This is a genomic window from Thermostilla marina (genome assembly GCF_054657455.1).
The window spans coordinates 4,575,003-4,590,696 of the sequence record NZ_BAAHYR010000001.1 but is presented as its reverse complement, the minus strand read 5'-3'; the positions used below and the strand labels follow the sequence as shown (position 1 = coordinate 4,590,696).

Here is a 15,694-nt window from a genome sequence, read left to right as displayed (position 1 = left end):
GGTAAGGCCTCGAAATCAATCGTGTTTTCCGGATACGGAGGGTGTCGCCTTGGCGCCCAGGCTGCGACTGTTTGCCAAGAAACGCGGACACCGGCGCTCGACGTCGAAACAGTTGGCTGCCGCCTGGGAAGGCGGTTTGTTCGCGTTGCTGACGGTCGTGGGAATCGCCGGCTCGTGGGCTGTCTTGTCGATGCTCATCTTGCCCGAGTTTCGGGCCAACAACCGCTTCGAACGCGGCGAAGCGCACGTCCTCGATCGACGGATCGGACAAACTCGACGCGACGGGATGCTGCTTTATCGGCCCGAAATCCTGATCGAATACGACGCGGGCGATCGGGTGCTCCAACGCTGGACGTACGACATTCACACCGTGCGCGGAAACGGTTATACGACCGACCGCGACGCGATCAAAGAAGTGCTGGCTCAGTTTCCCATCGACGAGAGCCGTGCCGTTCCGTGCTGGTACAATCCGGAAAACCCCGAAGAGGTGATTCTCGTTCGCGGGTATCGCTGGTGGTTTTGGGCCGTGTTATTGGTGCCGGTTTCGCTGTTCTTGATCGGCAGCGGCGGCCTGATCTACATGTGGTGGACCTGGGGTAAGTCGACTGAAAGGCTGGCCGTCGAACGCCCGACCCCCTTGCCGATCGGCAAACGAGAGGGCCGACGCGATGCCCGCGATTGGCCCGGCGTGCCGCCTATCCCCGCCCAAGTCGAGACGCCCGGTGAACGCTTGGCATATCGACTGCCGACGAACGCGTCACCGGTGCGGCGCGTGCTTCCCTGGCTTGCGGCCGCGGGATTCTGGAACGGCATCGTACTGGTTGCCTTTTTGATCAATTGGCAGTTCGGGTATACCGCGACGTGGAGTTGGGGAACGACGCTGTTCTGGCTGCTGGCGTTGTGTGTCGGCGTGTACCTGATCATGCAGATGCTGCGCCAGGCTTTTTCGACGGTCGGTATCGGGCCGACGATCGTGGAAACCTCGGACTATCCGTTGCTTCCCGGTGAACGCTATCGCGTGTTCGTCAAGCAAGCGGGCGCCCTGCAAGTCAAACGCTTCGAGGTGTTTCTGGAATGCGAAGAAGAGGCGACCTTCGAGCACGGCACGAACACCCGGCGGGAGTCGCGGCGCGTGTTTCGTGAGACGATTGCCCGTCACGAGAAGTTCGCGATTCTCAACGCGGTTCCTTACGAGTGCGAGTGTGAAATCGAAATCCCCGAGCGGGCGATGCACTCGTTCAAATCGGAACACAACGAGGTGCGATGGCGGCTGGTGGTGCGGATCGAGGCGGACGGCTGGCCGCCGATCGAGCGGGCGGCACCGCTGATCGTGCGTCCGGTGCGCGTGCAGTTGACCCGGCAGGCCGTACGACGCGAGGCGGCCTTTCCTGCGGCAAACGAGATTCACAATTCGGCTTCGCTCGACGTTTCGCCACAGGTGCGGCCATGAGTTCCGTGTCGATCGATATCCGCTTGGACGGTCGCAAGGTGCGATACGAACCCGGGGATGTGCTCTCGGGTGAGTTCGTCCTCCGCGATGTACGCCGCAGCGAAATTCGCGCCGTCGAGCTTTCGGTGTTGTGGTACACCGACGGCAAGGGAGACCAGGACCTGCACGTCCATCATTTTCGACGCTGGTCGAGCGAGCAGGGGGACTGGATCGATCCGCGTCGTCCCGTGCGGTTTGAAACCGAGTTGCCTGCCAGTCCGCTGAGTTACGAAGGGCTCATCGTGCGCGTGCAATGGTGCGTGCGTGTTCGAGTATTCTTGACCGACGGGCGCGACGAACTCGTCGAGATACCGTTTCGGCTGGGCGGCGTGGCCCGGGCGCGAGTGAAGGTTCGTTGATGCCCGATTCAGTCGGTCCGATCGAGAATCCGTTCGTTGCCCGGTTGGTGCGTCCGGGCGCGATCGAGTATCTACCGCCGCCGGATGTCGACCTGGACTGCCTGATCGAGCGTTTTTTCGCGCTACGATGCCGAGGTTCGATCGTCGGACCGCACGGCACGGGGAAATCGGCCTTTACCGGCGAGTTCGCTCGCCGTTTGACCGAACGCCACAAGTCGGTCGTGTTCATCGAATTGCATCAGGCTGCGAATCGGTTGCCGCGCCGCACGTTTGCGAAGGCCGTACCGGGAGCGGTCATGGTCGTCGACGGTTTCGAGCAGCTTTCGGCCGTCCTGCGTCGATCGCTTCGAGTGTGGACCCGAATGCGGCGGTGCGGCTTGTTCGTGACCGGCCACCGCCCTTTGGGATTGCCCGTGCTGTATCGAACCCGCCCCGACCGGGAACAAGCACGCCGGATCGTCGCGCATCTGCAACAGTCGCACGAAGCCCCGAATCTGATCGAACCGGCCGACGTCGATGCCGCGTTCGATCGTCACGGCGGCAATCTGCGGGAAATCATGTTCGATCTCTACGACCTGTACGAAGTTCGACGCCATCGTTTGGGGCAAAACGCGCTCGAATGATCTTGCGTCGGATCGCTTTTCCGCCGCGTTTGCGTGCTTCAACGCCGGTTATCGGTCGCCGTTGTGCCGTCCGGCTCAAAAAAGGTATGTGAACAAATGAATATGTTTGGGCGTACGAACACTTGCCGACGCGGCGGCGACTTGCTCGCGGATTTTGCCGGGACGACCTAACCGGACAAATTTGACGGAAGAGTCGGCCTTGCCGGAAAAGTTGCCCCAAACGGAACGACGGAATCTGTTGAATTTTGGCTACAGTCGCCCGGCGGTGGGCTATACTTTTTCGAGGGATGTATCGTGGTGCGCTCCCCGGAGTGCCACGAACCCCTTTCTTTCGACGACGGTGACGTGCCGATGAAACTCGACCTGACGAGGAGTGGAATGATGCGGAACGCGGTTGTGCGAAGCGGATTCGCGGTGCTTGTGCTCGCGGCGTGTATCGGGCAGAGCCGCGACGCGTGGGCGCAAGGGTGCTTGAGCCGTTTGTTCGGCGGGGATTCGGCGACCACCTATTCGGCATCGTATGCGACGTACATGCCGGTCGCCGGTACGACGTACACGGCTGCCTACACGCCGTATACGGCGGCCTACGTGCCCGCGACAAGCTACACGGCATATCGCCCGGTTACGTATACTCCGGTTCAGCCGGTGCAGATCGTGGCATACCGTCCGCAGTCGCGGTGGTCGTGGCGTCCTTTCTGGCGATCGCGGACGCTGGTTACGACCTACTATACGCCGTACACCAGCTACTACGGTTCGACGAGCAGTTGTAGTACGTGCGCACCGACGATCGTCGTCGAGCAACGTCCCGGCTTGTTCGAGCGGATTCGGAATGTCTTCCGGCGGCCGGTCGTGACCGTACCGGTGGCGACGAGCTGTCCCGTCGCTTGTCCTTCGCCGTGCGACACGGCCGCGTGCACGTCGTGTGGAACGGCCGGCGTGGTCGGAAGTTCGTTCGCGGCGAGTTCGGGGTGTTCTTCGTGCGCGAGCGGTGTGAGCGATCCGGCATCGACCGTTCCCACGTTGCCGATGAACGCATTGCCCTCGGGAACGCCGTCTCCCGCCCCTTCGACGTATGAGGGCACAGGCGACGTCGACATGCGGCTGAAACCTTCCGTCGAGGAGCCTGCCGAACCGAAAAAGGAAGAGGGAACCAAGGCCGAAGAGACCGGCGTGGAGCTGGTCGGCCCGCAGTTCCGCCAGGCCTCGTACGAAGCCCCGATTCCTTACTTCGGCCCGTCGGAGCAGACCCCCGAGATCTACGAACCGCCGGTCGTGCAGATTCGCCGTCCGTGATCCGCCACCGATCGCGTGCGACTCTACCGATATCTCGAAGCGGCAAGGTTGCAGCGGCCTTGCCGCTTGCCGTTTCTTGTCGTGTACGCACGTCGTCGGGCAGGGGCGCGCGACTAGTCGATTCGCCCTGCGTCGGCTAGACTGCATGAAGACGGGAAAGCAGCCCCGCCGGGAGCAGCGGCGGCTTGCACGAGCACGACTAATCCGGGGTTAGGATGACGGACGACGCGATTCGAACGCCATGCCAGCAAACCTGACAGCGCAATATCTCAAGGCCGAACAGGAGTATCGTCGTGCGGCGACCCTGGAAGAGGAGCTCAAGTGGCTCCAGATCATGCTCCAAGAGATTCCCAAGCACAAGGGAACCGACCATCTTCAAGCCGACCTGAAACGCAAGATCAGTGAAACGAAGAAGGCGCTTCAGGTCGAAAAGAGCTCGGGACGGCGCAGCCGCGGGATTCGCATTCCTCGACAAGGGGCGGGCACGGTCGTTTTACTGGGGGGACCGAATGCCGGCAAGAGTCAGCTGCTCACGACGTTGACGCGGGCGACTCCCGAGGTCGCTCCCTATCCGTTCACGACCAAATTACCCACCCCGGGCATGATGCCTTGGGAAGACGTGTTCGTCCAATTGGTCGATACGCCCCCGATCACGCGCGACTTCATGGAATCGTTCATGCACGGCATCATTCGCGGTGCCGACCTGGCCTTGCTGATGGTCGATTTGGGGGCCGATGAAGGCATCGAGCAATGTCTCGAGGTGGTCGAGAAATTGAACACGACGAAAACGCGTCTGGCGGCCTCGTCGTCGCTGAGCGAGGAGGACGTCGGCCTGTCGTACACCAAGACATTCTTGGTGCCCAACAAGATCGACGGGGACGAGGCTGCCGATCGGCTCGAGTTGTTGCACGAGGTCGCCGATTTCGAGTTTCCCGAGTTCGTCATCTCGGCAAAGGAAGGTACGGGGCTCGAACCGTTACGTAAGGCCATCTACGAATCGCTCGATGTCGTCCGCGTGTATTCGAAAGAGCCCAAGGCCAAAGAGCCCGACATGGACCGGCCGTTTACGCTGCCGCGAGGAAGCACGGTGCTCGACATGGCCGAACAGGTCCACAAGGACATCGCCAAGAACCTGAAATACGCGCGGGTTTGGGGGGAGGCCGTGCACGACGGTACGATCGTCAAGGGCGACTACGTGTTGCACGACAAGGACATCGTCGAGCTGCACGCGTGATCTTTTCGGCTCGAATACAATTCACGCGACATCGTGCCGGCGGCCTGGGCAGGAGTGGGAGACCGGCACGCTCCGGAAGCTCATGAGGATCGACGAACGTGACGAACACCGATATCGCCGCCGTCTTCGAGGAACTTGCCGATTTGCTCGAGTTTCGAGGCGAGAACCCTTTCCGCGTGCGGGCCTATCGTAATGCCGCTCGCACGATCGCCGAATTGCCCGAAGAAATCGGAGCCATCGCAGCCGACCCCGTTCGCGCGCTGACCGATTTGCCCGGTATTGGAAAAGATCTTGCCGAAAAGATTCACACGCTGCTCGAAACCGGCTCCCTCCCGCAGTTGGAAGAGCTGAAAGCCGAGATCCCCGAAAGCGTGCTGGCCATGCTCCGCGTGCCGGGATTGGGACCGAAGCGGGCGGCCGTCTTGTTTCGAGAATTGAACATTACGTCGCTCGACGAATTGGCCGAAGCGTGCCGGAGCCGGCAGATTCGCAAGCTCAAAGGGTTTGGAGCGAAGACCGAGGAATCGATCCTCAAAGGCATTGCGATCGCCGCCTCGGCCGATGAACGCACGCTTTGGTATTTTGCCGACAAATACGTGCAGGAAATCCTGACGCATTTGGAATCGTGTCCGGCCGTCGAGCGTTTGGAGCCGGCCGGCAGCTATCGTCGCTGTCGGGAGACGGTCGGCGACCTCGATTTTCTCGTCGATTCCTCCGATCCCGCGGCGGTCATGGATCGCTTTGCCGAGTATGCGCGCATCGACGAAGTCTTGCTGCGCGGTGATACGAAAATGTCCGTGCGGCTGGTGGACGGCATTCAAGTGGACTTGCGCGTCGTACCCGCCGAGTCGTTCGGCGCAGCCTTGCAGTATTTCACCGGCTCGAAAGAGCACAATGTCATTTTGCGCGGCATGGCGAAAGATCGCGGCTTGAAGATCAACGAATACGGCGTGTTCCGCGGTGAAAAGCGGATCGCCGGGGCCGAGGAGGCCGACGTGTACGCCGCGCTCGATCTGCCGTGGATTCCGCCGGAATTGCGGGAAGGACGCCGCGAATTCGAGTGGGCCGCCGAAGGCACGTTGCCGGAACTCATCGAGCTGGACGATATTCGCGGCGATCTCCACATGCACACCGACTGGAGCGACGGCGCCGATTCGATCGAAGCCATGGTCGATGCGGCCAAGTCGCACGGATACGAGTACATCGCCATTACCGATCACTCGAAACGGGTTACGATCGCGGGCGGTCTCGACGCCGACCGCCTGCTGAAACAGTGGGAAGAGATCGACCGAATCAACGCCAAGGTGAAGGGAATTCGTGTTCTCAAAGGTGTCGAAGTCGACATCTTGGAAGACGGCCCGTTGGATCTGCCCGACGACGTGTTGGCCCAGGCCGATTGGGTGGTCGCGAGCGTCCATTTCGGGCAATCGCAGTCGCGAGACCGCATCACGAAGCGGGTCGTCGACGCCTTGGCGCATCCGGCAGTCTGCGCGATCGCCCATCCGACCGGTCGATTGCTGCTGGAACGCGATCCGTACGCGATTGATATGGACGCCGTCTTTGCGGCGGCGGCCGAGCACAAGAAACTGCTCGAGCTGAACGCTCATCCGCGACGTCTTGATTTGAACGATGTTCATTTAGCGGCGGCGAAACAATACGGCATTCCTATTGCAATTTCGACAGACGCACATAACATAAATCGGCTGGATCACATGATCTGCGGAATTCGGCAAGCCCGGCGGGCCGGGTTGACCAAAGACGACGTCGCCAACACGCGGTCGTGGCGGGAGTTCAAGAAGCTGTTGCCGAAGTACCCTCGGTGACGATTCGCAGCCGACGTCGCTTGGCTGGGGGGCGAATCACCGCCGAGTATTGCAACGCGAGGGACGGTTGCAACGCGTTGCCCCCGTTCGATCGACACGTTTTTTATTTTGCGCCGGTGGAGTTTGCATGAAGATCCACGAATACCAAGCGAAGGAATTGTTTCGGCAATATGGTGTCGCCGTGCCGCAAGGAAAAGTCGTCGATTCGCCGACTGCTGCGGCCGAGGCCTTCGTCGAGTTGGGCGGCGAACTCGCCGTCGTCAAGGCGCAGATCCATGCCGGAGGACGCGGCAAGGGAACCTTCCGCGAAATTCCCGAACAACACGGTGTCCAGTTGGTTCGGAACGACGCCGAGGCGGAAGAGGCCGCTTCCCGCATGCTGGGGAACACGTTGGTGACGATCCAAACCGGCGAAGCCGGACGTGTCGTCAATCGCCTGTTGATCGAAGAAGGCTGTCGGATCGAACGCGAATTGTACTTGGGGATCGTCGTTGATCGGTCGCGCGGTTGCCCCGTGTTCATCGCCTCGCAAGAAGGCGGCATGGAGATCGAAAAGGTCGCCGCCGAGAATCCCCGGGCGATCATCCAAGAACCGTTCAGCGTCTTCGTCGGTTTGCGGCCTTATCAAGCCCGCAAGCTGGCTTGGAAGCTCGGGCTGACCGGCGACGCCGCTAAGTCGGCTGTGAGGTTTATGACCGCCCTGGCGAGGCTTTTCTTGGAGAAGGATTGCAGCCTGGTCGAGATCAATCCGGCGGTAGTCACCACCGACGGCAAGTTGTCGGCGCTCGACGCGAAGATCAATTTTGACGACAACGCGCTGTTCCGACATCCGGAGTTGCAGGAACTGCGTGACTTGGCGGAGGAAGAACCTGCCGAGGTGCGGGCGCAGAAAGCCGGTCTCAGCTACGTGAAACTCGACGGCAGCATCGGGTGTCTGGTCAACGGGGCCGGTTTGGCCATGAGCACGATGGACCTGATCAAGTTGCACGGCGGCGAGCCGGCCAACTTTCTCGACGTGGGGGGCGGCGCCGACGTCGACCAGGTCACCGAGGCGTTCCGCATCTTGTTGGAAGATGAAAACGTCAAGGCCGTGTTGGTGAACATCTTCGGCGGCATCATGCGTTGTACGACGATTGCCGAGGCGATCACTGCGGCGTACAAGTCGGTGGGCTTCCACGTGCCGCTGGTCGTTCGCCTGGAAGGAACCGAGGTCGAACAGGGTAAGGAAATCCTTGCGAAAAGCGGACTCGAAATCATCACCGCCGACGACCTCACCGACGCCGCGAAAAAGGTCGTGGCCGCAGCCGGCTGATCGAAACTTCGACGCATTGCCGCCGGTGGGGCGATCCATCCATCTTCGAAGCGACTTGGAAGGCGAACATGAGTATTCTTGTCGACGCGAATACGAAGGTCATTTGCCAAGGGATTACCGGGAAGGCCGGTTGGTTCCATACACGCCATTGCCGAGAATACGGCACGAACATCGTCGGCGGCGTGACTCCCGGCAAGGGCGGAACCGACATGGAAGGTATTCCCGTCTTCGACACGGTGGCCGAGGCCGTCGAGAAGACCGGGGCCGACGCCACGATGATCTTCGTGCCGCCCCCGTTCGCCGCGGATGCGATCGAGGAGGCCGCCGACGCCGGGATCCGCGTGATCGTCGCCATTACCGAAGGGATTCCCGTCCTCGATATGGCGAGGGCGATCAGCAAGGTGAAACATGCGGGAGCCCGCTTGATCGGCCCGAACTGTCCGGGCATCATCACTCCAGAAGAATGCAAAATCGGCATCATGCCGGGCTATATTCACAAGAAAGGTTCCATCGGCGTCATCAGCCGATCGGGAACGTTGACCTACGAGGCCGTGTGGCAACTAAGCAACTTGGGGCTGGGACAATCGACGTGCGTCGGGTTGGGCGGCGACCCGATCGTCGGATCTACGTTCATCGATTTGTTGAAGTTGTTTGCCGACGATCCGCAAACCGAAGGCGTGCTGATGATCGGCGAAATCGGGGGGACGGCCGAAGAAGAAGCCGCCGCATTCATCAAGGAAAACTTTTCCAAGCCGGTAGCGGCCTTCATTGCCGGGCGGACCGCACCGCCGGGGAAGCGGATGGGGCATGCCGGTGCCGTCATCACCGGCGGCAAAGGCACCGCTGCCGACAAGATTGCCGCGCTTCAGGCTGCGGGGATCGAGGTTGCCGAAAGCCCTGCCGACATGGGCGCCGCCATGCAACGGGCGCTGCGTCGGTAGAAGTTTCCCGGCGCGAAGAGAAGCGACGCATAATCGCTTGATCATGCCCACCGCCTTCGGCTCATCGGTCGATCGAAGCCGAAGAAGAGTCGGGCAACGGCGTGTCCGCAATAAATGCGATTTGGGCTGCGGGCGTCTACACGTCGGTGCCGACAGCTTCCGGCTCGACGGCGGAGCCCGCTTCTTCCGGTTCCGGGCGGTTCCGGCCTCGGCCGAACGCCAAGACGGCCTCGATCACCAACCATGCGGCGATGAACATCACCGTTACGGTGACGACGATCATCGGCGTATCGCCGTTCTTGATGAATTCGACCAGCTTCAGGCTCATCGCCCAAACGGCCATCACCAGCATCAAAACCATCGGTGCGATCGTGTAGATGACGGGCCGGTTGCGCTGGTACAGGTACAAGCTGACGGTAAGCAGTGTCAATCCGGCGAGGAGTTGATTCGTCGAGCCGAATAGTGTCCACAAAGTCGCCCCGTTGGGCGTGAGAGCGAAAAAGGCGATTGCCAGCACGGCCGCGAGCGAACCGAAGTAACGGTTGGCCAGGAAGTTCAGCTTTAGCGACCGACACAACTCTTCGACGTTGAAACGCAACAGGCGTGTTGCCGAGTCGAGTGTGGTCATGGCAAACGCGGTAATCGTGACGGCGAGTACGGTCGTTCCGATCCGCACGGGGATGCCCACGTGCGAAAGGAACGCGGCACCGCCTTGCACGACCGCACTCAGCTTGACGCCCAGGCCGCCGCCGATGGCTTTCCAGTCGGCGTACAATCCTCCTTCACCCCAGGCGGTCGCGCCCAGCCCCGCGATGCACGCGGCAATCACCAAGATCGCCAGCACGCCTTCCACGAGCATCGCGCCGTAGCCGATGGGTAAGGCGTCGGTTTCGCGGTTGAGTTGTTTGACGGTCGTGCCGCTGGAAACCAGGGCATGAAACCCGCTCACCGCGCCGCAGGCGATCGTCACAAACAGGATCGGGAACATCGGCGGGGCGTTCGTGACGTTCGGACGAAACGCCGGGGCGTTGATGTGTACTTCAGGGGCGCCCAAGAACGCGGCGATCACCAACCCGACCGACAGGGTCAACAACGCGAAGTACAACTGAAAGCTGTTGATGTAATCGCGCGGTTGCAACAGCAGCCACACCGGCAGGACCGAGGCAAAGAAGGCGTACACCAACAAGCCGACGATCCAAGCGAGATTGGCTTTTCCCAACGCCGTGTGAGCATCTTTCGGCGAGCCCAGCTCGTCGACGGCTTTCGTATTGCCCGTTGCCGACAGATACTCGATCGCGGCCGCGGCACCGTAGGGTTTCTCGAAGGTCGGGCCGCCTTCTTCGGCCGGAGCGTGTTTCGCGGTTTCCAGTGCTTGCCGCGTTTCGGGCGAACAGAACCATTCGTACGAGGGTACGGGTTGTTCGACGCCCCACAGGATCAGCCCGGCAAACACGAGTAGTGCCACGCCGGTCGTGAGTCCCAGCGGTGCCTTGAATCGATAGACGAGTACCCCGACTACGATCGCCACCACGATCAGCCCGAACGAGGGAATGATCGCGTCGGGGTTGAAGTTGACGAACAGGCTTGCGATGGCATTGCAAAACGCGCCCATGGCCAACGCCATGAGGAAGAAGATGATCAACAGCGAGAGGATTCTTGCCCGACCGTTGATGACGTGACAGGCGACTTCGCCCACCGAGCGTCCCTCGTGACGCATGCTGACCGCCAACGCGCCCAAGTCGTGCAAGGCGCCGATGAAGATGCATCCGAGCACGACCCAAATCACGGCGGGCACCCAGCCCCAAATGACGGCGATCGCCGGACCCAAAATCGGTCCCAGTCCGGCGATGCTGGCAAAGTGATGGCCGAACAAGACGGGCAGTCGAGTCGGTACGTAATCGATGCCGTCCTGCATTGTGTGCGCGGGTGTGGGACGATTCGGATCGAATCGGAACAGTCGTCGGGCGAGAAAACGTCCGTAAGTCAGGTAAGCCAGTCCTAAGCACGCGATGGCGACGACGACGACCAGTGCCACGTTCTCGGTCATAGAAGTGCCCTTTGTGAGGAGTTGCCCGTCGCAGAGCGGATCGCACACGAAACGCATTCCGGCGGTCGGTTTCGGCGACCTTGAAAAAGATCGTAACGACCGTCGCGCCTTTACGATAGCCCGATTCGTTGTCGGCGGCAACCGATCGGTGGACGGCCCCCGTCCTCGCCCTATAATGACTCTTTCCGGGATCGACTTTGCCTATCCCCAGGTGGAAGACATACAAGGAGCACGTCATCGTGGCGGAAAACGTGATCATCATCGGCAGCGGACCGGCCGGTTGGACTGCGGCAATCTATTGTGCTCGCGCGGCACTTGAACCCCTCGTGTTCGAGGGGGCCGTAACCCCCGAAAATCAGCAAAAAGGCACGCTGCCGTTGGGACAGCTTGCATTGACGACCGAGGTAGAGAACTTTCCCGGTTTTCCGAAAGGGAATCTCGAGGCCTATCTGGACGACGCGATCGACGAAAATCGCCGCATGGTAATGCCGCCTCACCAAAAAGAAGGTGTCAGCGGCCCCGAATTGATGGAACTCATGCGGCAGCAGGCGATCAACTTCGGGACGCGGGTGATTACCGAAGACATCGTCGAGGTCGATTTCGAGAATCGGCCGTTCAAACTGAAGGCTTCCGACGGCAATACCTACGAGGCCAAGGCGGTCATCGTCGCCACCGGCGCCCGGGCGAATTACTTGGGGTTGCCCTCCGAAGAACGTTTCAAGAACAAAGGTGTCAGTGCGTGTGCCGTGTGTGACGGGGCCTTGCCGCGGTTCCGCAACAAGCCTGTTGCCGTGGTCGGCGGCGGCGATTCGGCCGTCGAAGAAGCCGACTATCTGGCCAAATTTGCTTCGAAGGTCTATATGATCCATCGCCGGGATCAGTTGCGGGCGTCGAAAATCATGGCCCAGCGGGCGATCGACCATCCCAAGATCGAGATCCTTTGGAACCGCATCGTCGACGAGGTGCTCGGCGACGACGAAAACGGCGTCACCGGTGTGCGGCTGAAGAGTACCGTCGGTGAAGAGGACTTGACGGTCGAGATCAGCGGGTTCTTCTTGGCGATCGGCCACACTCCGAATACCGATTTTCTCAAAGGAAAGCTCGAGCTGGACGAGAAGGGCTACATCGTCCGCCCTGTGCCTTTTCGCTCGAATACCAGCGTCGAAGGCGTGTTTGCAGCCGGCGACGTGGCCGACGACTACTACCGCCAGGCGGTCACGGCCGCAGGCAGCGGTTGCATGGCCGCGCTCGATGCCGAGCGTTGGCTTGCCGCGCAAGGGGAGTGAGGCACCCGTGACGGCTCGGGGGTGATCAGGAAAACGCTCCGTCCGCGTGATCCGGGAGATGCGTCGATGGAAAAGATCTCGGTGGCCCAGGCCAGGAAGAAAGAGTCGATCGGTCGCGAGGTATTGCTTCAAGGATGGCTGCGGACACGCCGCGACTCGAAGGGCGGGTTCAGCTTCTTGGAGCTGAACGACGGTAGTTGCTTGGGCAATATCCAGATCATCGCCGAAGCCTCGCTCGAAAACTACGAATCGGAAATCAAACACTTGACGACCGGGGCGAGTTTGGCCGTCGAAGGGACCGTCCGCGAATCGCCCGGCAAGGGCCAGGAGACCGAGGTTCTGGCCTCTCGCGTGCATGTTTACGGCACGGCCGATCCCGAGAAATTTCCGCTCCAGAAGAAGCGACACTCGTTCGAGTTCTTGCGGACGATCGCGCATCTGCGTCCGCGGACGAACACGTTCGGCGCCGTCTGCCGCGTGCGGAACACCGTGTGCCGCAGCATCCACCAGTTCTTTCAAGAGGAAGGATTCTACTACGTCCACACGCCGATCATCACCGCCAGCGACTGCGAAGGTGCCGGAGCGATGTTCCGCGTCACGACGCTGGAACCGGGAAAACCGATTCCCGAAGGCGAGGAGGACTTCTTCGGCAAGCCCACGTACTTGACCGTCAGCGGGCAACTCGAAGCCGAAACGTACGCCTGCGCTTTGGGTAAGGTCTACACCTTCGGGCCGACCTTTCGAGCCGAGAACTCGAACACGACGCGGCATCTCGCCGAGTTTTGGATGGTCGAGCCCGAGGCGGCCTTCTTCGAGTTGGCCGACAACATGGACCTGGCCGAGCGGTTCCTCAAACGCATCCTCGGCGATGTCCTCGCCCAATGCGAAGAGGATATGCAGTTCTTCGACCGTTGGATCGCCAAGGGCATCGTCGAAACATTGCAAGGCGTCGTCGAAAGCGAGTTCGTCAGGCTGCCGTACACCGAGGCGATCGCGATCCTCGAGAAGTCGGGCGAATCGTTCGAGTTTCCCGTTGCTTGGGGAAACGATCTGCAATCGGAACATGAACGGTATCTGACCGAGAAGCACTTCCGCAAGCCCGTCATCCTGTTCGATTATCCGCGGACGATCAAACCGTTTTACATGCGGTTGAACGACGACGAGAAGACCGTGCGTGCGATGGACGTGCTCGTGCCGCAAGTGGGTGAAATCATCGGCGGCAGCCAGCGCGAAGAACGCCTGGACGTTCTCGAAAGTCGCATGGAAGAACAAGGGCTGAAGCGTGACGATTACTGGTGGTATCTCGATTTGCGGCGGTTCGGCACGGTGCCGCATTCGGGGTTCGGCCTGGGGCTCGAGCGGGCCGTACAGTTCATCACCGGCATGGGAAACATCCGCGACGTAATTCCCTTCCCCCGTACACCGGGGAACGCCGAATTCTGACGCTTCTTAGAAACAAAGCGCCCGGCGACCTGTGCCGGCAAGGTGATCGGGCACGCAGTGCGCGCATCGAAGCGATCGAAAACGTGTGACGGCCGTCGCGGCAGACTATAATACCCGCGACTCGACAACCGGCCCCCGGCGCGAAGATCGTTGCGCCGAGACGCCTGCAACCGTTCATTCGTTCGCCCTTCCGCATGGAGTCCCGCCGATGTGCGTCTTCCAAAGAGCCCTTGCGTCGTGCGCTGTATGGTTCGCTTCTGTGGTTGCCGTATCCTATGCCGCGGCCGCTGATTGGCCGCAATGGGGTGGAAACCCCATACGCAATATGGTCGGCGGCGAAACCGGATTGCCGATCACGATCGACCGGGGAACCTCCGACGCACCGGGAAACGTCCGTTGGACGGCCAAGCTGGGCACGAACGTATACGGTAACCCGACCGTGTGTGACGGACGGGTGTACGTGGGGACGAACGGCCAGGCGCTCGACGACGATCGGTTCTCGTCGCGTCACGTGGGCGTGTTGATGTGTCTCGACGAAAAGGACGGTTCGCTGCTTTGGCAACTTGCAATTCCCAAGCGAATCCACGATTTACCGGCCGAACATCATTTCGTGCTTCAAAACTGCGGCGTGTGTTCCTCGCCCACGGTCGACGGCGATCGCGTGTATATCGTCAGCAGTGCGGCCGAAATCTTGTGTCTCGACGTAAACGGGTTGGCCGACGGCAATGACGGCCCCTTTCGCGACGAGGCGCAGTATATGGCCGGTCATGGTGAACCGCCCGTCGAATTGAAGGAGCACGATGCCGACATCATCTGGTGTTATCCGTTGATCGAAGAGTTGGGTGTCTGTCCCCACGATGCGGTCAGTTGCTCGGTTTTGATCGACGGCGATGTGTTGTACACCAACACGTCGAACGGGGTGGGCGGGCCGCCGGGTGCCCCGTGGCCGGAAAAGCACTCGTATCCCGTCAACCCGAAGGCGCCCGAATTTATTGCCCTCGACAAGCGTACCGGCAAATTGCTGGCTTACGAAAACGAAGGCATTTCGCAGCGGATTTGGCATTCCGAGTGGTCGTCGCCCTCATTGGGCGTGGTGAACGGCAGGAAGCTCGTGTTTCTAGGCGGCGGTGACGGCTTTTGCTATGCGTTCGAAGCCCTCACAAACATTCCCGACGAGCCGGTGCCGCTCAAGTTGGCGTGGAAGTACGACTGCAATCCGCCCGAGTATCGTTTTCCCGGCGGCGAACCGGTCGAATACTACAAGGGCGACAAGCGACAAAAATACAGCACGAACAAGAACGACGGGCAGTACGTCGGTCCCAGCCAGGTCATCGCGACACCGGTGTTCTACGACAACCGCGTTTACATTGCGATCGGCCAGGATCCCGCCCACGGCCGCGGAAAAGGAATGCTCCACTGCATCGACGCAACGCAATCGGGCGATGTGACGAAGACCGCTTGCGTGTGGCGCTACGACGGCATCGAACGCACCCTGGCCACCGCCGCCGTCGCCGACGGCCTGGTGTACATTCCCGATCTGTCGGGCAAGGTCCATTGTCTCGACGCCGACACCGGTGAGGTCTATTGGGTGTACGACACCGGCGCGGAAACGTGGGGCAGCGTGCTGGTCGCCGACGGTCGGTTGTACCTGGGAAACGTCCGTTATCTGTTCACACTCAAAGCGGGTAAAGAAACGGAGCTGCTGGCGAAGACTCGCCTGGGTGCTCCCATCTACAGTACCGCTGTTGCGGCAAACAGAACCCTGTTCGTGGCCACCAGTCGCGGACTTTGGGTGGCCGAATCGCAAGCGGCGAAATGACCGACGCCGATTCGCACCGGTTTGC

12 protein-coding genes are annotated in these 15,694 nt (G+C 60.8%); 11 read left to right on the top strand and 1 reads right to left on the bottom strand.

Annotation, left to right across the window (positions count from 1 at the left end):
* Positions 1 to 49 precede the first annotated feature (49 nt).
* The 8 genes from ACYQ2I_RS16605 to sucD all read left to right on the top strand — a co-directional run bounded on the left by ACYQ2I_RS16605 (position 50) and on the right by sucD (position 9,074).
* Entirely contained in the window at positions 50 to 1,450 is a 1,401-nt protein-coding gene (locus ACYQ2I_RS16605) for a DUF3592 domain-containing protein (RefSeq protein ID WP_460168152.1), read from the top strand.
* Positions 1,447 to 1,848: a hypothetical protein gene (locus tag ACYQ2I_RS16600; protein WP_460168151.1), complete on the top strand. Its 402-nt coding sequence runs from the start codon at positions 1,447 to 1,449 to the stop codon at positions 1,846 to 1,848. The genes ACYQ2I_RS16605 and ACYQ2I_RS16600 overlap by 4 nt, the downstream gene beginning before the upstream one ends.
* Positions 1,848 to 2,471: a hypothetical protein gene (locus tag ACYQ2I_RS16595; protein WP_460168150.1), complete on the top strand. Its 624-nt coding sequence runs from the start codon at positions 1,848 to 1,850 to the stop codon at positions 2,469 to 2,471. Before ACYQ2I_RS16600 ends, ACYQ2I_RS16595 begins: the two co-directional genes overlap by 1 nt.
* Positions 2,472 to 2,849: 378 nt before the next feature.
* Positions 2,850 to 3,764: a hypothetical protein gene (locus ACYQ2I_RS16590; protein WP_460168149.1), complete on the top strand. Its 915-nt coding sequence runs from the start codon at positions 2,850 to 2,852 to the stop codon at positions 3,762 to 3,764.
* Positions 3,765 to 4,005: 241 nt separating this feature from the next.
* On the top strand, positions 4,006 to 4,998 hold the full coding sequence (locus ACYQ2I_RS16585) for a GTPase (RefSeq protein WP_460168148.1): 993 nt from the start codon (positions 4,006 to 4,008) through the stop codon (positions 4,996 to 4,998).
* 98 nt (positions 4,999 to 5,096) lie between these two features.
* Complete coding sequence (gene polX, locus ACYQ2I_RS16580; RefSeq protein ID WP_460168147.1) at positions 5,097 to 6,821, top strand: DNA polymerase/3'-5' exonuclease PolX; 1,725 nt, start codon at positions 5,097 to 5,099, stop codon at positions 6,819 to 6,821.
* A gap of 127 nt (positions 6,822 to 6,948) precedes the next feature.
* Positions 6,949 to 8,133, top strand: a complete 1,185-nt coding sequence (gene sucC, locus ACYQ2I_RS16575) for an ADP-forming succinate--CoA ligase subunit beta (RefSeq protein ID WP_460168146.1) — start codon at positions 6,949 to 6,951, stop codon at positions 8,131 to 8,133.
* A 68-nt stretch (positions 8,134 to 8,201) separates the two neighbouring features.
* Positions 8,202 to 9,074 carry a succinate--CoA ligase subunit alpha gene (sucD, locus tag ACYQ2I_RS16570; protein WP_460168145.1) on the top strand — a complete coding sequence of 291 codons (873 nt, stop codon included), beginning with the start codon at positions 8,202 to 8,204 and terminating at the stop codon, positions 9,072 to 9,074.
* Positions 9,075 to 9,210: 136 nt separating this feature from the next.
* On the opposite strand, the gene ACYQ2I_RS16565 is transcribed toward sucD, so the two are convergent.
* Positions 9,211 to 11,121: a carbon starvation CstA family protein gene (locus ACYQ2I_RS16565; protein ID WP_460168144.1), complete on the bottom strand. Its 1,911-nt coding sequence runs from the start codon at positions 11,119 to 11,121 to the stop codon at positions 9,211 to 9,213.
* Positions 11,122 to 11,360: 239 nt separating this feature from the next.
* Between ACYQ2I_RS16565 and ACYQ2I_RS16560 the strand changes: the two genes are divergently transcribed.
* From ACYQ2I_RS16560 to ACYQ2I_RS16550, 3 genes are all read left to right on the top strand, one after another.
* Entirely contained in the window at positions 11,361 to 12,407 is a 1,047-nt protein-coding gene (locus tag ACYQ2I_RS16560) for a thioredoxin-disulfide reductase (protein ID WP_460168143.1), read from the top strand.
* A gap of 66 nt (positions 12,408 to 12,473) precedes the next feature.
* Complete coding sequence (gene asnS, locus ACYQ2I_RS16555; protein ID WP_460168142.1) at positions 12,474 to 13,850, top strand: asparagine--tRNA ligase; 1,377 nt, start codon at positions 12,474 to 12,476, stop codon at positions 13,848 to 13,850.
* 259 nt (positions 13,851 to 14,109) lie between these two features.
* Complete coding sequence (locus ACYQ2I_RS16550) at positions 14,110 to 15,669, top strand: outer membrane protein assembly factor BamB family protein (RefSeq protein ID WP_460168141.1); 1,560 nt, start codon at positions 14,110 to 14,112, stop codon at positions 15,667 to 15,669.
* Positions 15,670 to 15,694 lie beyond the last annotated feature (25 nt).

Bases quoted from the DNA above. Each gene is read 5' to 3' on its own strand.
- ACYQ2I_RS16585 (WP_460168148.1), top strand. From the start codon at position 4,006: ATGCCAGCAAACCTGACAGCGCAATATCTCAAGGCCGAACAGGAGTAT.
- sucD (WP_460168145.1), top strand. From the start codon at position 8,202: ATGAGTATTCTTGTCGACGCGAATACGAAGGTCATTTGCCAAGGGATT.
- ACYQ2I_RS16590 (WP_460168149.1), top strand. From the start codon at position 2,850: ATGATGCGGAACGCGGTTGTGCGAAGCGGATTCGCGGTGCTTGTGCTC.
- ACYQ2I_RS16600 (WP_460168151.1), top strand. From the start codon at position 1,447: ATGAGTTCCGTGTCGATCGATATCCGCTTGGACGGTCGCAAGGTGCGA.
- ACYQ2I_RS16595 (WP_460168150.1), top strand. From the start codon at position 1,848: ATGCCCGATTCAGTCGGTCCGATCGAGAATCCGTTCGTTGCCCGGTTG.
- sucC (WP_460168146.1), top strand. From the start codon at position 6,949: ATGAAGATCCACGAATACCAAGCGAAGGAATTGTTTCGGCAATATGGT.
- ACYQ2I_RS16565 (WP_460168144.1), bottom strand. From the start codon at position 11,121: ATGACCGAGAACGTGGCACTGGTCGTCGTCGTCGCCATCGCGTGCTTA.
- asnS (WP_460168142.1), top strand. From the start codon at position 12,474: ATGGAAAAGATCTCGGTGGCCCAGGCCAGGAAGAAAGAGTCGATCGGT.